At 66.5% G+C, this 16,605-nt stretch carries 16 protein-coding genes; 8 read left to right on the top strand and 8 right to left on the bottom strand.

The annotated features are described in order from the left end of the window. From pheS to map, 8 genes are all read right to left on the bottom strand, one after another. Positions 1–996, bottom strand: coding sequence for a phenylalanine--tRNA ligase subunit alpha (pheS, locus tag B1991_RS03730; protein WP_136257362.1), 996 nt, complete (start codon positions 994–996; stop codon positions 1–3). Between the two features lie 97 nt (positions 997–1,093). Further along, positions 1,094–1,453 carry a 50S ribosomal protein L20 gene (gene rplT / locus B1991_RS03735; protein WP_136257363.1) on the bottom strand — a complete coding sequence of 120 codons (360 nt, stop codon included), beginning with the start codon at positions 1,451–1,453 and terminating at the stop codon, positions 1,094–1,096. Positions 1,454–1,464: 11 nt separating this feature from the next. Further along, the gene (gene rpmI, locus B1991_RS03740) at positions 1,465–1,662 is read right to left on the bottom strand and encodes a 50S ribosomal protein L35 (protein ID WP_008213504.1); all 198 of its coding nucleotides are present in this window, start codon (positions 1,660–1,662) and stop codon (positions 1,465–1,467) included. 250 nt (positions 1,663–1,912) lie between these two features. Continuing rightward, entirely contained in the window at positions 1,913–2,437 is a 525-nt protein-coding gene (gene infC / locus B1991_RS03745; RefSeq protein WP_342773760.1) for a translation initiation factor IF-3, read from the bottom strand. A gap of 44 nt (positions 2,438–2,481) precedes the next feature. Then, entirely contained in the window at positions 2,482–4,383 is a 1,902-nt protein-coding gene (thrS, locus tag B1991_RS03750; protein WP_136257364.1) for a threonine--tRNA ligase, read from the bottom strand. A gap of 194 nt (positions 4,384–4,577) precedes the next feature. Further along, positions 4,578–5,027, bottom strand: a complete 450-nt coding sequence (locus B1991_RS03755) for a CopD family protein (protein WP_136257365.1) — start codon at positions 5,025–5,027, stop codon at positions 4,578–4,580. A 61-nt stretch (positions 5,028–5,088) separates the two neighbouring features. Next, positions 5,089–7,722 (bottom strand): [protein-PII] uridylyltransferase, encoded by a 2,634-nt coding sequence (gene glnD / locus B1991_RS03760; RefSeq protein ID WP_136257366.1) that lies wholly within the window; start codon positions 7,720–7,722, stop codon positions 5,089–5,091. Positions 7,723–7,848: 126 nt separating this feature from the next. Further along, positions 7,849–8,613 (bottom strand): type I methionyl aminopeptidase, encoded by a 765-nt coding sequence (gene map, locus B1991_RS03765; RefSeq protein WP_136257367.1) that lies wholly within the window; start codon positions 8,611–8,613, stop codon positions 7,849–7,851. A 316-nt stretch (positions 8,614–8,929) separates the two neighbouring features. On the opposite strand from map, the gene rpsB reads away from it, so the two are divergent. The 8 genes from rpsB to rseP all read left to right on the top strand — a co-directional run bounded on the left by rpsB (position 8,930) and on the right by rseP (position 16,469). Beyond that, the gene (gene rpsB, locus B1991_RS03770; protein WP_136257368.1) at positions 8,930–9,778 is read left to right on the top strand and encodes a 30S ribosomal protein S2; all 849 of its coding nucleotides are present in this window, start codon (positions 8,930–8,932) and stop codon (positions 9,776–9,778) included. A gap of 99 nt (positions 9,779–9,877) precedes the next feature. Further along, on the top strand, positions 9,878–10,759 hold the full coding sequence (gene tsf / locus B1991_RS03775) for a translation elongation factor Ts (RefSeq protein ID WP_136257369.1): 882 nt from the start codon (positions 9,878–9,880) through the stop codon (positions 10,757–10,759). Positions 10,760–10,976: 217 nt separating this feature from the next. Continuing rightward, positions 10,977–11,693 (top strand): UMP kinase, encoded by a 717-nt coding sequence (gene pyrH, locus B1991_RS03780; RefSeq protein ID WP_136257370.1) that lies wholly within the window; start codon positions 10,977–10,979, stop codon positions 11,691–11,693. A gap of 74 nt (positions 11,694–11,767) precedes the next feature. Beyond that, a complete protein-coding gene (gene frr / locus B1991_RS03785) occupies positions 11,768–12,325 on the top strand; it encodes a ribosome recycling factor (RefSeq protein ID WP_136257371.1) in 558 nt (185 codons plus the stop codon). A 17-nt stretch (positions 12,326–12,342) separates the two neighbouring features. Continuing rightward, positions 12,343–13,083: a polyprenyl diphosphate synthase gene (gene uppS, locus B1991_RS03790; protein WP_136257372.1), complete on the top strand. Its 741-nt coding sequence runs from the start codon at positions 12,343–12,345 to the stop codon at positions 13,081–13,083. Between the two features lie 9 nt (positions 13,084–13,092). Further along, on the top strand, positions 13,093–13,908 hold the full coding sequence (locus tag B1991_RS03795; protein WP_136257373.1) for a phosphatidate cytidylyltransferase: 816 nt from the start codon (positions 13,093–13,095) through the stop codon (positions 13,906–13,908). A gap of 2 nt (positions 13,909–13,910) precedes the next feature. Continuing rightward, positions 13,911–15,086, top strand: a complete 1,176-nt coding sequence (locus tag B1991_RS03800) for a 1-deoxy-D-xylulose-5-phosphate reductoisomerase (RefSeq protein WP_136257493.1) — start codon at positions 13,911–13,913, stop codon at positions 15,084–15,086. Between the two features lie 36 nt (positions 15,087–15,122). Continuing rightward, entirely contained in the window at positions 15,123–16,469 is a 1,347-nt protein-coding gene (rseP, locus tag B1991_RS03805; protein WP_136257374.1) for an RIP metalloprotease RseP, read from the top strand. Positions 16,470–16,605 lie beyond the last annotated feature (136 nt).

Below are 16,605 nucleotides of genomic sequence, written 5' to 3' on the forward strand. Positions count from 1 at the left end.
TCAGGCAAACTGCCTGAGAAACCGCAGATCGTTCTCGAAGAACGCGCGCAGGTCGGAGACGCCGTAGCGCAGCATGGCGAAGCGTTCCACGCCGAGGCCGAAGGCGAAGCCGGTGTAGCGCTCCGGATCGATGCCGCAGTTTTCCAGCACGTTCGGATGCACCATGCCGCAGCCGAGCACCTCCAGCCAGCGGCTCTGGCCATCCTCGGTCTCCCAGCGGATGTCGACCTCGGCCGAAGGCTCGGTGAAGGGGAAATAGCTGGGGCGGAAGCGCATCTCGAAATCGCGCTCGAAGAACGCGCGGATGAACTCGGCCAGGGTGCCCTTGAGGTCGGCGAAACTGGAAGTCTCGTCGACCAGCAGACCCTCGATCTGGTGGAACATCGGCGAGTGGGTCTGGTCCGAGTCGCTGCGGTAGACCTTGCCCGGCGCGATGATGCGGATCGGTGGCTGGCGGCCGGCCATCGTGCGGATCTGCACCGGCGAAGTGTGCGTGCGCAGCAGGCGCCCATCACCGAAGTAGAAGGTATCGTGCATCGCGCGCGCCGGATGGTGCGGCGGAAAGTTCAACGCCTCGAAGTTGTGCCAGTCGTCCTCGATCTCCGGACCGTCGACGCGCTGATAGCCGAGCCGCGCGAAGATCGACGCGATGCGTTCCAGCGCACGGGTGATCGGATGGATGCCGCCACGCTCGCCATCGCGGCCGGGCAGCGAAATGTCGATCGCCTCGGAGGCAAGCCTTCGATCCAGTTCGGCCTGCTCCAGCACGGCCTTGCGCGTCGCCAGCGCATCGACGAGACGTTCCTTGACACGGTTCACTTCGGCACCGCGCGCCTTGCGCTGCTCGGGCGCCAGGGTGCCCAGGGTCTTCAGCGCGGCGGTCACGATGCCGCTCTTGCCCAGCAGGCCCACGCGCAGGGACTCCAGCGTGTCCAGCGTGTCGGCTTGTTCGATAGCAGCCAGCGCCTGCGCGGCCCGGCGTTCCAGATCTTCCATCGGTGCGGTCCCGGTTCGGACGTGCAAAAACGAAAACGGGGAGGAGGCGTGTGGCCTCCTCCCCGCTTGATTCACATTCTATCGTCGCAGGCGACGATCAAGCAGCCAGGGCGGCCTTCGCCTTGTCAGCGATGGCCCCGAACGCCTTGATGTCGTGCACGGCGATATCAGCCAGGACCTTGCGGTCGACGGTGATGCCCGCCTTGCTCAACCCATTGATCAGGCGGCTGTAGGAAAGCCCGAACATGCGCGCGGCAGCGTTGATGCGCACGATCCACAGTGCACGGAACTGGCGCTTGCGCTGCTTGCGGCCGATATAGGCGTACTGACCGGCCTTGATGACGGCCTGGTTGGCGACGCGGAAGACCTTGCGACGGGCGTTGTAGTAGCCCTTGGCGCGGCCGATGATGGTCTTGTGACGACGACGAGCGGTGACGCCACGCTTTACACGAGCCATGGTCTATCTCCTCACAAGTACGGCAGCATGCGAGCCACGCCCGGGGCGTCGCACGCCTTGAGGTGGTTCGGGGCACGGAGACCACGCTTGAGCTTGGTCGACTTCTTGGTCAGGATGTGCGACTTGAACGCGTGGCCGCACTTGATCTTGCCCGACGCGGTCTTGCGAAAACGCTTCGCCGCCGCCCGGTTGGTCTTGATCTTGGGCATGGAATGCTCCTTGAGTGGGAATGATCCCGTTTCTGACTGATCTGGCGGCAACCGCGGGTTGCTCTTTCCGTCCTGCCACGATCGGTGCACGACCCTTCCGGCGGGTCGAACCGGTGATTATACGGAGTTCCCTACCCCGATACCAGTAGGAGCGCACCTTGTGCGCGATGCTCTTGATCTTCACCCAAGCCGAAGAGCATCGCGCACAAGGTGCGCTCCTACAAAAGCGACGCCCGAAGGCATCGGCAGCCTATTTCTTCTTCGGCCCGATCATCATGACCATCTGGCGTCCCTCGAGCCGGGGATACGACTCGACCTGGCCGTTGTCACCGACGTCTTCCTGGATCTTGCGGGCCAGGTTCTGGCCCAGATCCTGGTGCGACATCTCGCGGCCGCGGAAGCGGATGGTGACCTTGACCTTGTCGCCCTCTTCCAGGAAGCGGAGCATGTTGCGCAGCTTGATCTGGTAGTCGCCCACGTCCGTGACCGGACGGAACTTCACTTCCTTGATCTCGACCTGCTTCTGCTTCTTCTTGGCGGCCTGGGCTTTCTTCTGGGCTTCGAACTTGAACTTGCCGTAATCCATGATGCGGCATACGGGCGGATCGCCATTGGGCTGGATCTCGACCAGATCCATGCCGGCTTCCTGCGCCAGCGCCAGTGCTTCGTCACGGCTCAGGATGCCGAGTTGCTCGGAATCCGCGCCAATGACACGCACCCGCGGAACGCGGATTTCCAGGTTGCGACGATTACCCTTGTTGTCGGTGGTTGCGATACCACGATCCTCCAGAAGAATTGATGAAACAGACCGCTCGGCGTTCAACGCCGGGTTTCGGTCTCCAGTCGCTCGATGAAATCGGCCAGCGGCATGCTGCCCAGATCCTCGCCGGAACGGGTACGGACAGAAACCGCGCCCGTCTCCTTCTCGCGGTCGCCGACCACGAGCAGATAAGGCACTTTCTGCATCGTATGTTCGCGGATTTTATAGCCGACTTTCTCGTTGCGCAAATCCGATTGTACCCGGAAACCTTTGTCGACAAGGGCTTGCGTGACCTCGCGGACGTAGCCGGCCTGCGCGTCGGTGATGCTGAACACCATCGCCTGCACCGGTGCCAGCCAGGTCGGCAGCAGGCCGGCGTGGTGCTCGATCAAAATGCCGATGAAACGCTCCATGGAACCCACGATGGCCCGGTGCAGCATCACCGGATGCTGCTTCCGGGATTGCTCATCGACGTATTCGGCGCCCAGGCGCTCGGGCATCATGAAATCCACCTGCATGGTGCCGACCTGCCAGTCGCGGCCGATCGAATCGCGCATGTGGTACTCGATCTTGGGGCCGTAGAAGGCGCCCTCACCCGGCAGTTCGGTCCAGGTCACCCCGGCGGCCGCCAGGGCACCCCGCAGTGCAGCCTCGGCCCGATCCCACACCGCGTCGTCGCCGATGCGCTGATCCGGGCGCAGCGCGAGGGCGACCTCGATCCTGTCGAAGCCGAAGTCGGCGTAGACCTGCATCGCCTGCCGATGGAAGGCGGTGACCTCCGGCGCGATCTGCTCGGGCGTGCAGAAGATGTGGCCGTCGTCCTGGGTGAAGGCGCGCACGCGCATGATGCCGTGCAGCGCGCCGGACGGCTCGTTGCGATGGCAGCCGCCGAACTCGCCGTAGCGCAACGGCAGGTCGCGGTAGCTGCGCAGGCCCTCGTTGAAGATCTGCACGTGGCCGGGGCAGTTCATCGGGCGCAGCGCGAAGGTGTGCTTCTCCGACTCGGTGAAGAACATGTTCTCCTTGTAGTTGTCCCAGTGCCCGGACTTTTTCCACAGCGACACGTCCAGCACCATCGGGCAGCGCACTTCCTGGTAGCCGCTGCTGCGGTAGACATTGCGCATGTACTGCTCTACCTGCTGCCAGATCGCCCAGCCGTTCGGGTGCCAGAACACCATGCCGGGGCTTTCTTCCTGCTGGTGGAACAGGTCCAGCTGCTTGCCGATCTTGCGATGGTCGCGCTTCTCGGCCTCTTCCAGCTGGAACAGGTAGGCCTTCAGGTCCTTGTCGTTGAGCCAGGCGGTGCCGTAGATGCGGCTGAGCATCGCGTTGTTCGAATCGCCGCGCCAGTACGCGCCAGCCACCTTCATCAGCTTGAACGAATGCAGCTTGCCGGTGTTCGGCACGTGCGGACCGCGGCACAGGTCGGTGAATTCGCCCTGCGAATACAGTGACAGGTCCTGGTCGGCCGGAATGCCCTCGATGATCTCGGCCTTGTAGTGCTCGCCCAGGCCGCGGAAGAATGCCACCGCGTCGTCGCGCGATTTGACGCTGCGCGTGACCGGCAACTGCTCGGCCACGATCTTGTGCATTTCCGCTTCGATCTTCGGCAAGTCTTCGGGCGTGAACGGACGCTCGTAGGCGAAGTCGTAATAGAAGCCGTTGTCGATCACCGGGCCGATGGTGACCTGCGCGCCGGGAAACAGCCGCTGCACGGCCTGGCCCATCAGGTGTGCGGTGGAGTGGCGCAGGATCTCCAGCGCCTCGGGGCTTTTCTCGGTGACGATCTGCAGGCTGGCGTCATGCTCGATCGGGAAACTGGCGTCGACCAGCTTGCCGTCGACCTTGCCGGCCAGGGTCGCCTTGGCCAGGCCGGCGCCAATCGAGGCGGCCACGTCCTGCACGGTGACGGGGTGTTCGAACGGCTTCTTGCTGCCGTCGGGGAGCGTAATCTCGATCATTGCGAAAGCTTCTCTGGAAAAGCAAAAAAGGGCGCGACGCCCTTTCTTTGACAAACGAAGGCGTGGTGGCGGTCAGTCGTGGCAGCGCGTAGTCGTCATGTCGCACACTCGGCCGGCGCAAGCGCGGGCCACCTCGTCTCGTGGATGATGCCGAAATCCTAGTCTAGCCCAGATCGCGCGCGACGCGGAGAGCCTCAGAACGGCTTGGCCAGCACCAGCCAGATCACGCCCAGCAGCAGCAGCACCGGCAGCTCGTTGAGCCAGCGCAACGTGCGTGCCGACGGCAGCGCCAGACCCTTTTCACTGCGCTTGAGCATGCGCCCGGCCCAGGTGAAATAGACCAGCAACACCGCGACCAGGGTCAGCTTGGCGTCGATCCAGTGCGTGCCGGAGGCCACGTTCGGCAGGCTCTGCGGGAATACCCGCCAGCCCTGCCACAGCACCAGGCCGAACAGGAAGGCGATACCGAACATGTTGTGGCCGAACTTGTACAGCCGGCGTCCCATCAACTGCAGCCGCGCCTGCACCGCCGGCTCATTCGCCGCTTCGGCCATGTTCACCAGGATGCGCGGCAGGTAGAACACCGTGGCCATCCACGCGATCACGAACAGCAGGTGCAACGACTTGATCAACAGATAGGTCATGACGAATGGACGTGGCCGCTGCCTCGCGCAGCGGCGGGCATGATAGCGCGAGCGGCCGGTTTCACTCGCGCGCGGGGCCGATCCGCGCCAGCAGCGCCTGCAGCAGGCGCTCCTGGCGTTGCGCATCGAGCGGCGCGTTGGCGCGATCGGTCAGCTGGAAGAAATCCTCGACCCGCTCGCCGAAGGTGGCGATGCGCGCATCGTGCACGCGCACGTCCTCGCCCAGCATCACCTGCGCCACTGCCGCCAGCAGGCCGGGTCGATCGGTGCCGACCAGGGCCATCTGGGTCCGGCCGCCTGCCGCATGGAAGCTGATCTTCGGCGTCATCTGGAAATGCTTCTGATGGCGCGACATGCTGCGCTTGCTCGGCTGCACGCCCAGCGATTGCGCCAGCGCACGCTGCAGGCGCTGCTGCAGCTCCTCGGCGCGCGCGGCGCTGGCCGGTTGCTGGCTGTCGGCTTCTAGCAGCAGGAAGGTATCCAGCGCCATGCCGGTGGGCGAGCTGAGGATGCGCGACTCCATTACCGAGAAGCGCAGGCGGTCCAGCATCGCCGTCACGGTGGCGAACAAGCCGTCCCGATCGGGCGTGTAGACGAACAGCTCGGTGCTGCCGCGCACCGACAACGGTTCCACCGCAACCAGTGGCACCGCACCCTGCGCACGCAGGATGGCCGCGGTCTGCCAGGCGATCTGTTCGGGCCGGTGGCGCAAGAAGCTGAGCTGCGGAAAATCCTCCCAGGCCTTCCGCACGGCAGCTTCGGCGAAGCCATCCTCCTGCAGTCGGGCCAGCGCCTGCGCGCTGCATTCGCGCACGCGGGCGCCCGCGTCGCGCGGCAACTCGACATCGCTGCGCAAGGCATAACGGGTGCTGGTGTAGAGATCGGCCAGCAGGCGATCCTTCCAGCTGTTCCACAGGCGCGGGCTGGTGCCGATGATGTCGGCGATGGTCAGCAGGTAGAGCTGGCCGAGCTGCTCCCGGTCGCCCACCACCTCGGCGAACCGATGTACTACTTCGGGATCGGTGATGTCCTGGCGTTGCGCCGTGGTGCTCATCAGCAGGTGATGGCGCACCAGCCAGGCGACCCGCTCGCCATCGCCGGCAGGAAGCCCCAGGCGCGCGCAGAAGTCCCGCGCGTCCTGTTCGCCCAGCACCGAATGGTCGCCGCCGCGCCCCTTGGCGATGTCGTGGAACATGGCTGCCAGCAGCAGCACTTCGGGCTTGGGCAACTTGGCCCAGATTTCGCACCCGAGCGGAAATTCGGCGCGCGCCGCCGGTTCGGCGAAGCGCGCCATGTTGCGCAGCACGCGCAAGGTATGTTCATCGACCGTGTAGACATGGAACAGGTCGTACTGCATGCGCCCGAACACCTTGCCGAACGCCGGCAGGATCGCCGCCAGCAGGCCGTGCCGGTTCATCCGCCACAACGCCTCCACCGCCGGCGCACCGCGCCGCAACAGGCGCAGGAAGGCGGCCAGCACCTCGCCATCGCGCGCCAGCAGGCCACCATGCGCGTCGGTCGCCTGGTGGATGCGCCGCATGGTGTCGGCACTGAAACCCAGCACGCCGGGCTGTTCAAGCCGCGCGATGAAAATCTCCACCAGCGCCGCGGGTCGACGCATGAACAATTCCGGATCGCGCGCGGCCAGGCGCGCGCCATAACGCACGAAATCGTCACCTACCGGCTGCTCCGCGGCGGGAGGCTCCAGCATCTCCTCGAAGCGCTCGGCCACCTGCACGCCGAGCCGCTCGACCTGGCTGGCCGCGCGGTAGTAGCCCTGCATGAACTGCTCGACGCCGAGGTTCTTCTCGTGCTCGTCCTGGAAACCCAGGCGTGCGGCCAGCGCCTGCTGGTAATCGAACAGCAACCGCTCCTCGGCCCGACCCGCCTCCAGATGCAGGGCGTAGCGGTAACGACGCAGCGTCGATTCGGCCTGTTCCAGCTGGGCCTGCTCGGCCGGGTCGAGCAGGCCTTCGGCGACCAGCTCGGAGAGCTCCCCGGCATGGGCCAGCCGCCGTCCCATCCAGCGCAGCGAATCCAGCGTGCGCAAGCCGCCGGGGCCGTCCTTGAGATTCGGTTCGAGGTTGTAGGCGGTGTCGTCGTAACGGGCGTGCCGCGCATTGCGCTCGTCCAGCCGTGCCGCCAGGTACGCGCGCGGCGGCCACAACGCCGGGTCGTCGACGATGCCCCGCAGCTGGCCGTCGAACGCGGGATCGCCCGCCAGCCGCCGCGCATCGAGCAGGCTGGTGAACACGCTGGCGTCCTGAGCGGCCAGCGCCCGGCATTGTGCCGGTTCGCGCACCGCATGACCTACCTTCAGGCCAATGTCCCACAAGGTGGCGAAAAACTGCTCCAGCGCCCGCAGGCGCGCCGGCTCGGACGCCGTCGCCAGTGCCAGCAGATCCACATCCGAATACGGAAACAGCAGGCCGCGACCAAAGCCGCCAATCGCGAACAGTGCCGCACCAGTCACTTCACCGAGGCAGGCCACCCACACATGCGCAACCACCCGCGCCACTGACTCGCCGCGCCGCCGCGCCAACGCACTGGCATCCATGCCGTCGCGAAACGCCGTAGCCAACCCGCGATCCACGTCCTCCAGCAACTGCCGCAACGCCCGCCGCGCCTCGGCCGAAACGCCGGAGCGCGGCACCGCCACGGGCAGGCGCGGCAAGGGAGGGAGCGCTGGATTCATGGGAGCGGGAAATGAGTGGATGGGAGTGAGGCATGAGAGAAAGCAGTCTGCCATGTCTCCATGGCATCCGGCGCCAGTGCCGCGCGCCCGACTCTGTTTCCCCGCTTCTCCCCACTCACTCCTGCTTCAGGCATCCGGCCAGGGTGTGAGGATCTCGAAGCCGTCGTCGGTCACCGCCAGCGTGTGTTCCCACTGGGCGGACAGCGAATGATCCTTGGTCACCACCGTCCAGCCGTCGGGCAGCTGGCGCGTATGCGGCTTGCCGGCGTTGATCATCGGCTCGATGGTAAAGGTCATGCCCTTCTTCAATTCGACGCCGGTGCCCGGCTTGCCGTAGTGCAGCACCTGCGGCTCGTCGTGATAGACCTTGCCGATGCCGTGCCCGCAATACTCCTTGACCACGCTGAAACCGGCCGCCTCGGCATGCTGCTGGATGGCATGGCCGATGTCGCCCAGCGTGGCGCCGGGACGCACCGCCTCGATGCCGCGCATCATCGCCTCGAAGGTCGTGTCGACCAGCCGCTTGGCCAGCACCGAGGGGGCGCCGGCGACGTACATGCGGCTGGTGTCGCCGTGCCAGCCGTTCTTGATGACGGTGACGTCGAGGTTGACGATGTCGCCGTCCTTGAGCACCTTGCCCTCGTTCGGGATGCCGTGACAGATCACGTGGTTGACCGAGGTGCACAGGGTCTTGGGGAAGCCGTGGTAGCCCACGTTGGCGGGGATCGCCTTCTGCACCTTGACGATGTGTTCGTAGGCGCGCCGATCCAGCTCCTCGGTGGTGACGCCGGGCTTGACGTAGTCCTTGAGCATCGCCAGTACTTCGGCGGCGAGCTTGCCGGCGACGCGCATGCCTTCGAGGTCTTGCGGAGATTTCAGGGTAATAGCCATCGGTTCCACTCATATGGCGGCAAAAGCCAAATAAATCCAGCGACTTGCCGCACTGCCGGCGTACCGGCTACAATTTCGGAGTTTTGCAGGGCCGATGCCTCCCTTTCGGGAGTTGGCCCACGCAAAGCGAACGGGAATTGTAACCCTCCGCGGTACAACACCCAAACCAACGCCACACACGCATCGGCACCGTCTTCGGGGTGCCGCGCCTTGCCCACCATCAAGATCGGGTCAGGCGCGGTCGAAGCCGGGGATGCGTGGAGGTCCCAACCCCCAGGTTCCTTCTCGAGGGAACCGACAATCGGAGCGACACCCCATGGCACAAGTCACCATGCGTCAGATGCTGGAAGCCGGCGTCCATTTCGGTCACCAGACCCGTTACTGGAACCCCAAGATGGCCCCGTACATCTTCGGCGCCCGCGGCAAGATCCACATCATCAATCTCGAAAAGACCCTGCCGCTGTTCACCGACGCGATGAATTTCCTGTCGGGCCTGGCGCAGAAGCGCGGCACCATCCTGTTCGTCGGCACCAAGCGTTCGGCCCGCGAGCCGTTGGCCGAAGAGGCCGCGCGCGCCGGCATGCCGTTCGTCACCTCGCGCTGGCTCGGCGGCATGCTGACCAACTTCCGCACCGTGAAGCAGTCCGTTTCGCGCCTGAAGGAGCTGGAAGCGGCCGAGACCGACGGTTCGTTCGACAAGCTGGTCAAGCACGAAGTGCTGGCCCGTCGTCGCGAGCGCGACAAGCTGCAGGCCTCGCTGGGCGGCATCAAGGACATGAACCGCCTGCCCGACGCGCTGTTCGTGATCGACATCGGCCACGAAGACATCGCCGTGCAGGAAGCCAAGAAGCTGGGCATCCCGGTGATCGCCGTGGTCGACACCAACTACAACCCGGAACTGGTCGACTACGCCATCCCGGGCAACGACGACGCGATCCGCGCGATCCAGCTGTACGCCCGCGCCGCTGCCGACTCGATCCTGGAAGGCAAGGCCGCCGCGCCGGCCGCCGCCCAGGGTGACGGCAACGACTTCGTCGAGCTGGACGAGGAAGGCAACCCGGTCGCCAAGGTCGACCGCCCGCGTCGCGAAGCGGCCCCGCGCAAGTCCGCCCCGCGCCGCGACGGCGGCCGTGGCGCGCGCAGCGAAGGCGCCCCCGCCAAGTAAGCACCGTGGCGGCGGTCATCGACCGCCGCCAGGCTGCCGAGATCAATGCGTGACGGCGTTTGCTTGCCGTCGCGCCATCCAAGCATTGGAGAACTACCGATGAGCAATATTTCCGCCCAGATGGTGAAGGAGCTGCGCGAGCGCTCCGGCGCCGGCATGATGGAATGCAAGAAGGCGCTGGTCGAGAACAACGGCGACCTCGACGCCGCCATGGAGTGGCTGCGCAAGTCCGGCCTGGCCAAGGCCGACAAGAAGGCCAGCCGCATCGCCGCCGAAGGCCGCATCGTCACCAACCAGGCCAGCGGCAAGGCCGTGCTGGTCGAGATCAACTGCGAAACCGACTTTGTCGGCAAGGACGCGAGCTTCCTGAAGTTCAGCGACAACGTGGCCGAAGTCGCGCTGAAGTCCGGCGCCGCCGACATCGACGCACTGAAGGCGGCTGCCTACCCGGGCGGCGGCACGGTCGAGGACGCGGCCAAGGCGCTGGTCGCCACCATCGGCGAGAAGATCGACGTGCGCCGCATGGCCCGCATCGAGAACGACGGCGTGATCGGCAGCTACATCCACGGCGGCCGCATCGGCGTGCTGGTGTCGCTCAAGGGCGGCTCCGAGGAGCTGGCCAAGGGCATCGCCATGCACGTGGCGGCGATGAATCCCGCGCATGTCCGCGCCGAGGACGTGCCGGCCGAGTTCGTCGCCAAGGAAAAGGAAATCGCGCTGAGCCTGATGTCCGAGAAGGACAAGGCCAAGCCGGCCGAGATCCTGGAGAAGATCATCAGCGGCAAGATCCACAAGATCGTTTCCGAAGTCACCCTGCTGGGCCAGCCCTACGTGCTGGACACCAACGTGACGGTGGCCGAGGCGCTGAAGAAGGAAGGCGCCGACGTGATCTCGGTGGCCCGCCTGGCCGTCGGCGAAGGCATCGAGAAGGTGGAAGAGGATTTCGCCGCCGAAGTGATGAAGCAGGCCGGCCTGAGGTAAGGCGACCCGTCATCCCTGACGGTGAAAACCGGCCATCCATGGCCGGACTCTCAAAAAGAGCAGCACTTCGAACAAGGGTCGCGGGAAGCCGCGGCCCTTTTCGTTTTCGCGGCCGGAGATCGGTCGCACGAACTCGTTCCTCACTCTTCTCCCCTCACTCCTCGCTCCCGCTCTCCGCTACAATGCGCCGGTTTGCCCCACACAATCCGGAGAACCCATGAGCGCCCAGCCCAAGTACCACCGCATCCTGCTCAAACTCTCCGGTGAAGCGCTGATGGGCGAGGCCGATTACGGCATCGACCCGAACGTGATCGGCCGGCTCGCCGAGGAGATCATCGAAGTGCGCCGCGCCGGCGTGGAAGTGGGTGTGGTGATCGGCGGCGGCAACATCTTCCGCGGGGCCGGCCTGGCTGCGGCCGGGATGGATCGCGTCACCGGCGACCACATGGGCATGCTCGCCACCGTGATGAACGCGCTGGCGATGGCCGATGCGATCGAGAAGCGCGGCGGCTATGCGCGGGTGATGAGCGCGATCCAGATCCACGACGTGGCCGAGGATTACATCCGCCGCCGCGCGATCCGCCACATCGAGAAGGGCCGCATCGTGCTGTTCGCCGCCGGGACCGGCAACCCGTTCTTCACCACCGATTCGGCCGCCGCGCTGCGCGCGGTGGAAATCGGCGCCGACCTGCTGCTCAAGGCCACCAAGGTCGACGGCGTCTACAGCGCCGACCCCGCCCGCGACGCACACGCCACCCGCTACGAGCGGCTGAGCTACGAGGAAGTGATCCAGCGCAACCTGCAGGTGATGGACACTGCCGCGATCGCCCTGTGCCGCGACCACGGCATGCCGCTGCGCATCTACGACATGAGCGTGCCCGGCAGCCTCATGCGCATCATGAGCGGCGAGTCGATCGGCACGCTGGTCGCTTGAGCCTGCCCGACCCACGGGGGCGACGCCCGCCACTGCTATAATCACGCGTTGCCAGATTCACCGGGATACGACACATGCTCAACGACATCAAGAACGATGCCCAGGCCCGCATGGGCAAGAGCATCGAATCGCTCAAGCACGACCTCACGCGTATCCGCACCGGCCGCGCCAGCACCACCCTGGTCGACCACATCAAGGTTTCCTACTACGGCGCGGACATGCCGCTGGCGCAGGTGGCTTCGGTGACGCTGGCCGACGCGCGCACCATCCTCATCACGCCGTGGGAAAAGAACATGGTGGCGCCGATCGAGAAGGCCTTGATGGCATCGGACATCGGCATCACGCCGACCACCGCCGGCACCGTGATCCGCCTCAACATGCCCGCACTCACCGAGGAGCGTCGCAAGGAGCTGGCCAAGCACGTCGGCCATGAAGGCGAGAACGCCAAGATCGCCATCCGCAACGTGCGCCGCGATGCCCTGCAGCAGGTCAAGGACCTGCTCAAGGACAAGCAGGTCACCGAGGACGAGGATCGTCGTTTCGACGACGAGATCCAGAAGCTCACCGATCGCGCGGTCAAGGACGTCGATGCCGTGGTCAAGGCCAAGGAAGAGGAGCTGATGGCGCTCTGAGCGCCATCGCACCCCGCATGCCGGCCGCCACGGCTGCCCGGGTTCCCCGCCATGTCGCCATCGTGATGGACGGCAACGGGCGCTGGGCCCGCGCGCGGCATCGCCCGCGCAGCTTCGGTCACAACGCCGGGCGCCGCGCGGTGCGCGAGGTGGTCGAAGCCTGCTTGCGCGAAGGCGTGCCGGTGCTGACCCTGTTCGCCTTCTCCAGCGAAAACTGGCAGCGTCCGCAGGACGAGGTCAGCGCGCTGATGAACCTGTTCCTGCGCGCGCTGGACAAGGAGGTGGAGGAACTGCACGGCCATGGCGTGCGCCTGCGCTTCATCGGCGACCTGAACAGCTTCGACGAGCCGCTGCGCCAGCGCATGCGCTCGGCGATGGATCGCACTGCCGGCAATGCGGCGCTGCAACTGAATATCGCGGTGAGTTACGGCGGTCGGTGGGACATCGTGCAGGCCTGTCGCCATGCTGCCGCGGCAGTCGCGCACGGCGAGTTGCGCGCCGACGAGATCGACGAATCACGGCTGGGCCAGTGGATGAGCCTGGCCGAACTGCCGCCACTGGACCTGTTCATCCGCACCGGCGGCGAACGCCGCATCAGCAACTTCCTGTTGTGGCAGGTCGCCTACGCCGAGCTGTACTTTACCGATACGCTGTGGCCCGATTTCGACCAGGCTTGCCTGCGCGAGGCCATCGCCGACTACGCCTCGCGCGAGCGCCGCTACGGCCGCACCAGCGCGCAGCTCGCCCCTGCCCCCTAGAGGATTTCCATGCTGCTTCAGCGCATTCTCACCGCCCTGGTGCTCGCGCCGCTGGCGATCCTGATCGTCCTGCTGCCGCCGACCGGCGTCTTCGGCGCCATCGTGGCCGTGACCTTCCTGGCGGCGTGGTGGGAGTGGGCCCAACTGAGCGGCTTGCGCGGCCGCGCCCGCGTGGCCTTGCTGGTCGCGGCGGCCGTCGTGTTCGTGCTGCTCTGGCTGGCGCGTGACAGCGCGTGGATCGACTGGCTGCTGGCTGCCGGCGTGGCGTGGTGGCTGGTGGCTTGCCTGTGGTTGCGTCATTTCGCGTTCGCCGCGGCACCCACGCGCGACAACACCGCGCTGAAAGTGCTGGCCGGCGCATTCGTGATCTTTCCGGCCTGGGTCGCCCTGGTCCGCATCCATGGCCACTCGCCGCACGGCCAGTGGTGGACCTTGCTGGCGCTGATGACCGTGTGGGCCTCGGACATCGGCGCCTATGCCGCCGGCCGCGCGTTCGGCAAGCGCAAGCTGGCGCCGCACATCAGCCCGGGCAAGACCTGGGCCGGTGCCTACGGCGCGCTGGTCGCCGGCGTGCTGCTGGCGCTGGTCGGCGCCTGGCTGCTCGACGTGCGTGACGTGCGGTTGCTGCCGCTGGCGCTGCTGGCGGCCGCCACCGTGGCCATCTCGATCGTCGGCGACCTGCTCGAAAGCCTGCTCAAGCGGCATGCCCAGGTGAAGGACTCGGGCAGCATCTTCCCCGGCCACGGCGGCCTGATGGATCGGCTGGACAGCGTGTTCGCGGCACTGCCCATCTTCGCCGCCGGCCTGTGGCTGCTGCAGTTGTGACGATTCGCAGAGTCGCCGTACTCGGCGCCACCGGATCGATCGGTGGCAGCACGCTTGATGTCATCGCGCGCCATCCCGAACAATTCCGCGCCAGCGTGCTCACCGCGAATCACCGGGTGGAGGCGCTGGTGGAGCTGTGCGTGCGCCATCGGCCCGACCTGGCCGTCGTGGCCGACCCGGCCCACGAGCGCGAACTGGCTCGCCGTCTGGCTGATGCCGGCGTGCACTGCGAGGTGGCCAGCGGCCCGGCTGCGCTGGTCGCCGCGGCATCCGGCGAGCTGTGCGACACCGTGGTGGCAGCGATCGTCGGCGCCGCCGGGCTGGAGTCGACGCTGGCCGCCGCGCATGCCGGCAAGCGGTTGCTGCTCGCCAACAAGGAATCCATCGTGATGGCCGGCCCGCTGCTGCTGCAGGCGATGGCCCGCGGTGGCGGAGCCTTGATCCCGGTCGACTCCGAGCACAACGCGCTGTTCCAGTGCCTTCCCGGTGGACGACCGGAGCTGGCCCGCAGCGGCGTGCGGCGGCTGATCCTGACCGCCTCCGGCGGCCCGTTCCGCGGCCGCAGTCGCGCCGAACTGGCCCATGTCACGCCCGACCAGGCCTGCAAGCACCCCAACTGGGTGATGGGCCGCAAGATCTCGGTCGACTCGGCCACCCTGATGAACAAGGGGCTGGAAGTGATCGAGGCGCATCACCTGTTCGGCGCGCCGATCGAGGCGATCGACGTGGTGGTCCATCCGCAGAGCCTGATCCACTCGATGGTCGAGTACGTGGACGGTTCGGTGCTGGCGCAGCTGGGCAACCCGGACATGCGCACCGCGATCGCCCACGCGCTGGCCTGGCCGGAGCGGGTGGAGTCCGGCGTCAGCCCGCTCGACCTCGCTGCCTGCGCGCCCTTGCAGTTCGAGGCGCCGGACCTGGCCACCTTCCGCTGCCTGGCGCTGGCCTTCCAGGCGCTGCGCGCCGGTGGCGACGCCCCGGCGGTGCTGAGCGCGGCCAACGAGGTGGCAGTGGAGGCCTTTCTCGCCGGCACGCTGGCGTTCCTGTCGATTGCCGACGTGGTCGAGGCGGTGCTTGCGGAACTGCCGGCGCAAGCGGTGGTCGATATCCCGACCCTGCTCGAGCGCGACCGGGCGGCCCGCGAGGCGGCCCGACGCGTACTGCGCAGGGCTTGCTGATATTCTTGTCCCGATGACTTTCCGCTGCGGTACTTGATGACTTCCTTTTTCGGCTCGGTGTTCTGGTTGCTGGTCACGCTCGGCGTGCTGGTAACCTTCCATGAGTTCGGCCACTACTGGGTCGCGCGGCGCTGTGGGGTCAAGGTGCTGCGTTTCTCGGTCGGTTTCGGCAAGGCGATCTGGAAACGCATCGGCCGCGACGGCACCGAATACTGGATCGCCGCGATCCCGCTGGGCGGCTACGTGAAGATGCTGGACGCACGCGAGGGCGAGGTCGATCCGGCTCTGCGCGACCAGGAGTTCACCGGCAAGTCGGTGTGGAAACGCATCGCCATCGTGGCGGCCGGTCCGGGCTTCAACGTGATCTTCACCATCGCCGCGCTGTGGCTGATGTTCATGCTCGGCCGCAGCGATTACGCGCCGGTGGTGACCGCCACGCCGGACAGCATCGCCGCCGAAGCCGGCATCCAGCCGGGTGACCGCATCCTCAGCGTCAACGGGCGCCAGGTCTCCACCTGGAGCGATTCGATGGACGCCATCGGCAACGCCCTGCTGGCGCTGACCCCGCTGCCGCTGACGGTGCGCCACGCCGATGGCCAGACCAACGAACTCGTGCTGCCGCTGGACCGCCTGCCGGCCGGCCAGCCGATCGACCAGTACTTCGGCAAGCTCGGCCTGCGCCTGGCCCCGCCGCCGGCAGTCGCCGGCACGGTCAAGCCCGGGCAACCGGCCGCGCTGGGTGGCATCCGGAGCGGCGACCGCATCGTCAGCATCAACGGCCAGCCGGTGGGCGATTTCGACAGCCTCGGCAGGCTGGTGCAATCGGCGGCGGCCACCTCGCCGCGACTGTCGATCGGCGTGCTGCGCGACGGCCAGCCACTGACCCTCGCGGTCACCACGACATGGGAATCGCTCGGCGGCCAGCCGGCGAAGTGGATGCTGGGCGTCGCCCCACCGCCGCCGGAGCCGGCCACCGTGAAGTACTCGCCGGCACGCGCACTCGGCGCCGCGTTCACCACCACCTGGCGCAACACGCGACAGACCTTCAGCATGATCGGCGAGATGCTCAGCGGGCATGCCTCGACCAAGAACATTTCCAGCGTGATCGGCATCGCCCAGTACGCCAACGCGTCGGCGCAGATGGGACTGGCGTGGTTCCTGCAGTTCCTGGCGATGGTGTCGCTGAGCCTGGCGATCCTGAACCTGCTGCCGATTCCCGTCCTCGATGGTGGGCATCTGCTGTATTATCTGATCGAATTGGTCAAGGGCAGCCCGGTCAGCGAACAGGCCATGGTCATCGGCCAGTACATCGGCCTGGTCCTGCTGTTCAGCCTGGTGGGGTGGACGCTCTTCAACGACATCCAGCGAACCCTGCTGTCGTGATGTGCATCGCCACTGCCCTCGACCATCTGGCGATCCGCCAGACTGCGCCCACCGTGCTTGCCCGGGCAGGCGCGGTCCGCAACAACTCCCGCTGGAATGCAGCGCCCCTTTTCGCGACGGGCTCACTCCCCGCCGC

This window comes from Rhodanobacter lindaniclasticus (assembly GCF_004799035.1).
In the GTDB taxonomy this organism is placed as follows: domain Bacteria; phylum Pseudomonadota; class Gammaproteobacteria; order Xanthomonadales; family Rhodanobacteraceae; genus Rhodanobacter; species Rhodanobacter lindaniclasticus.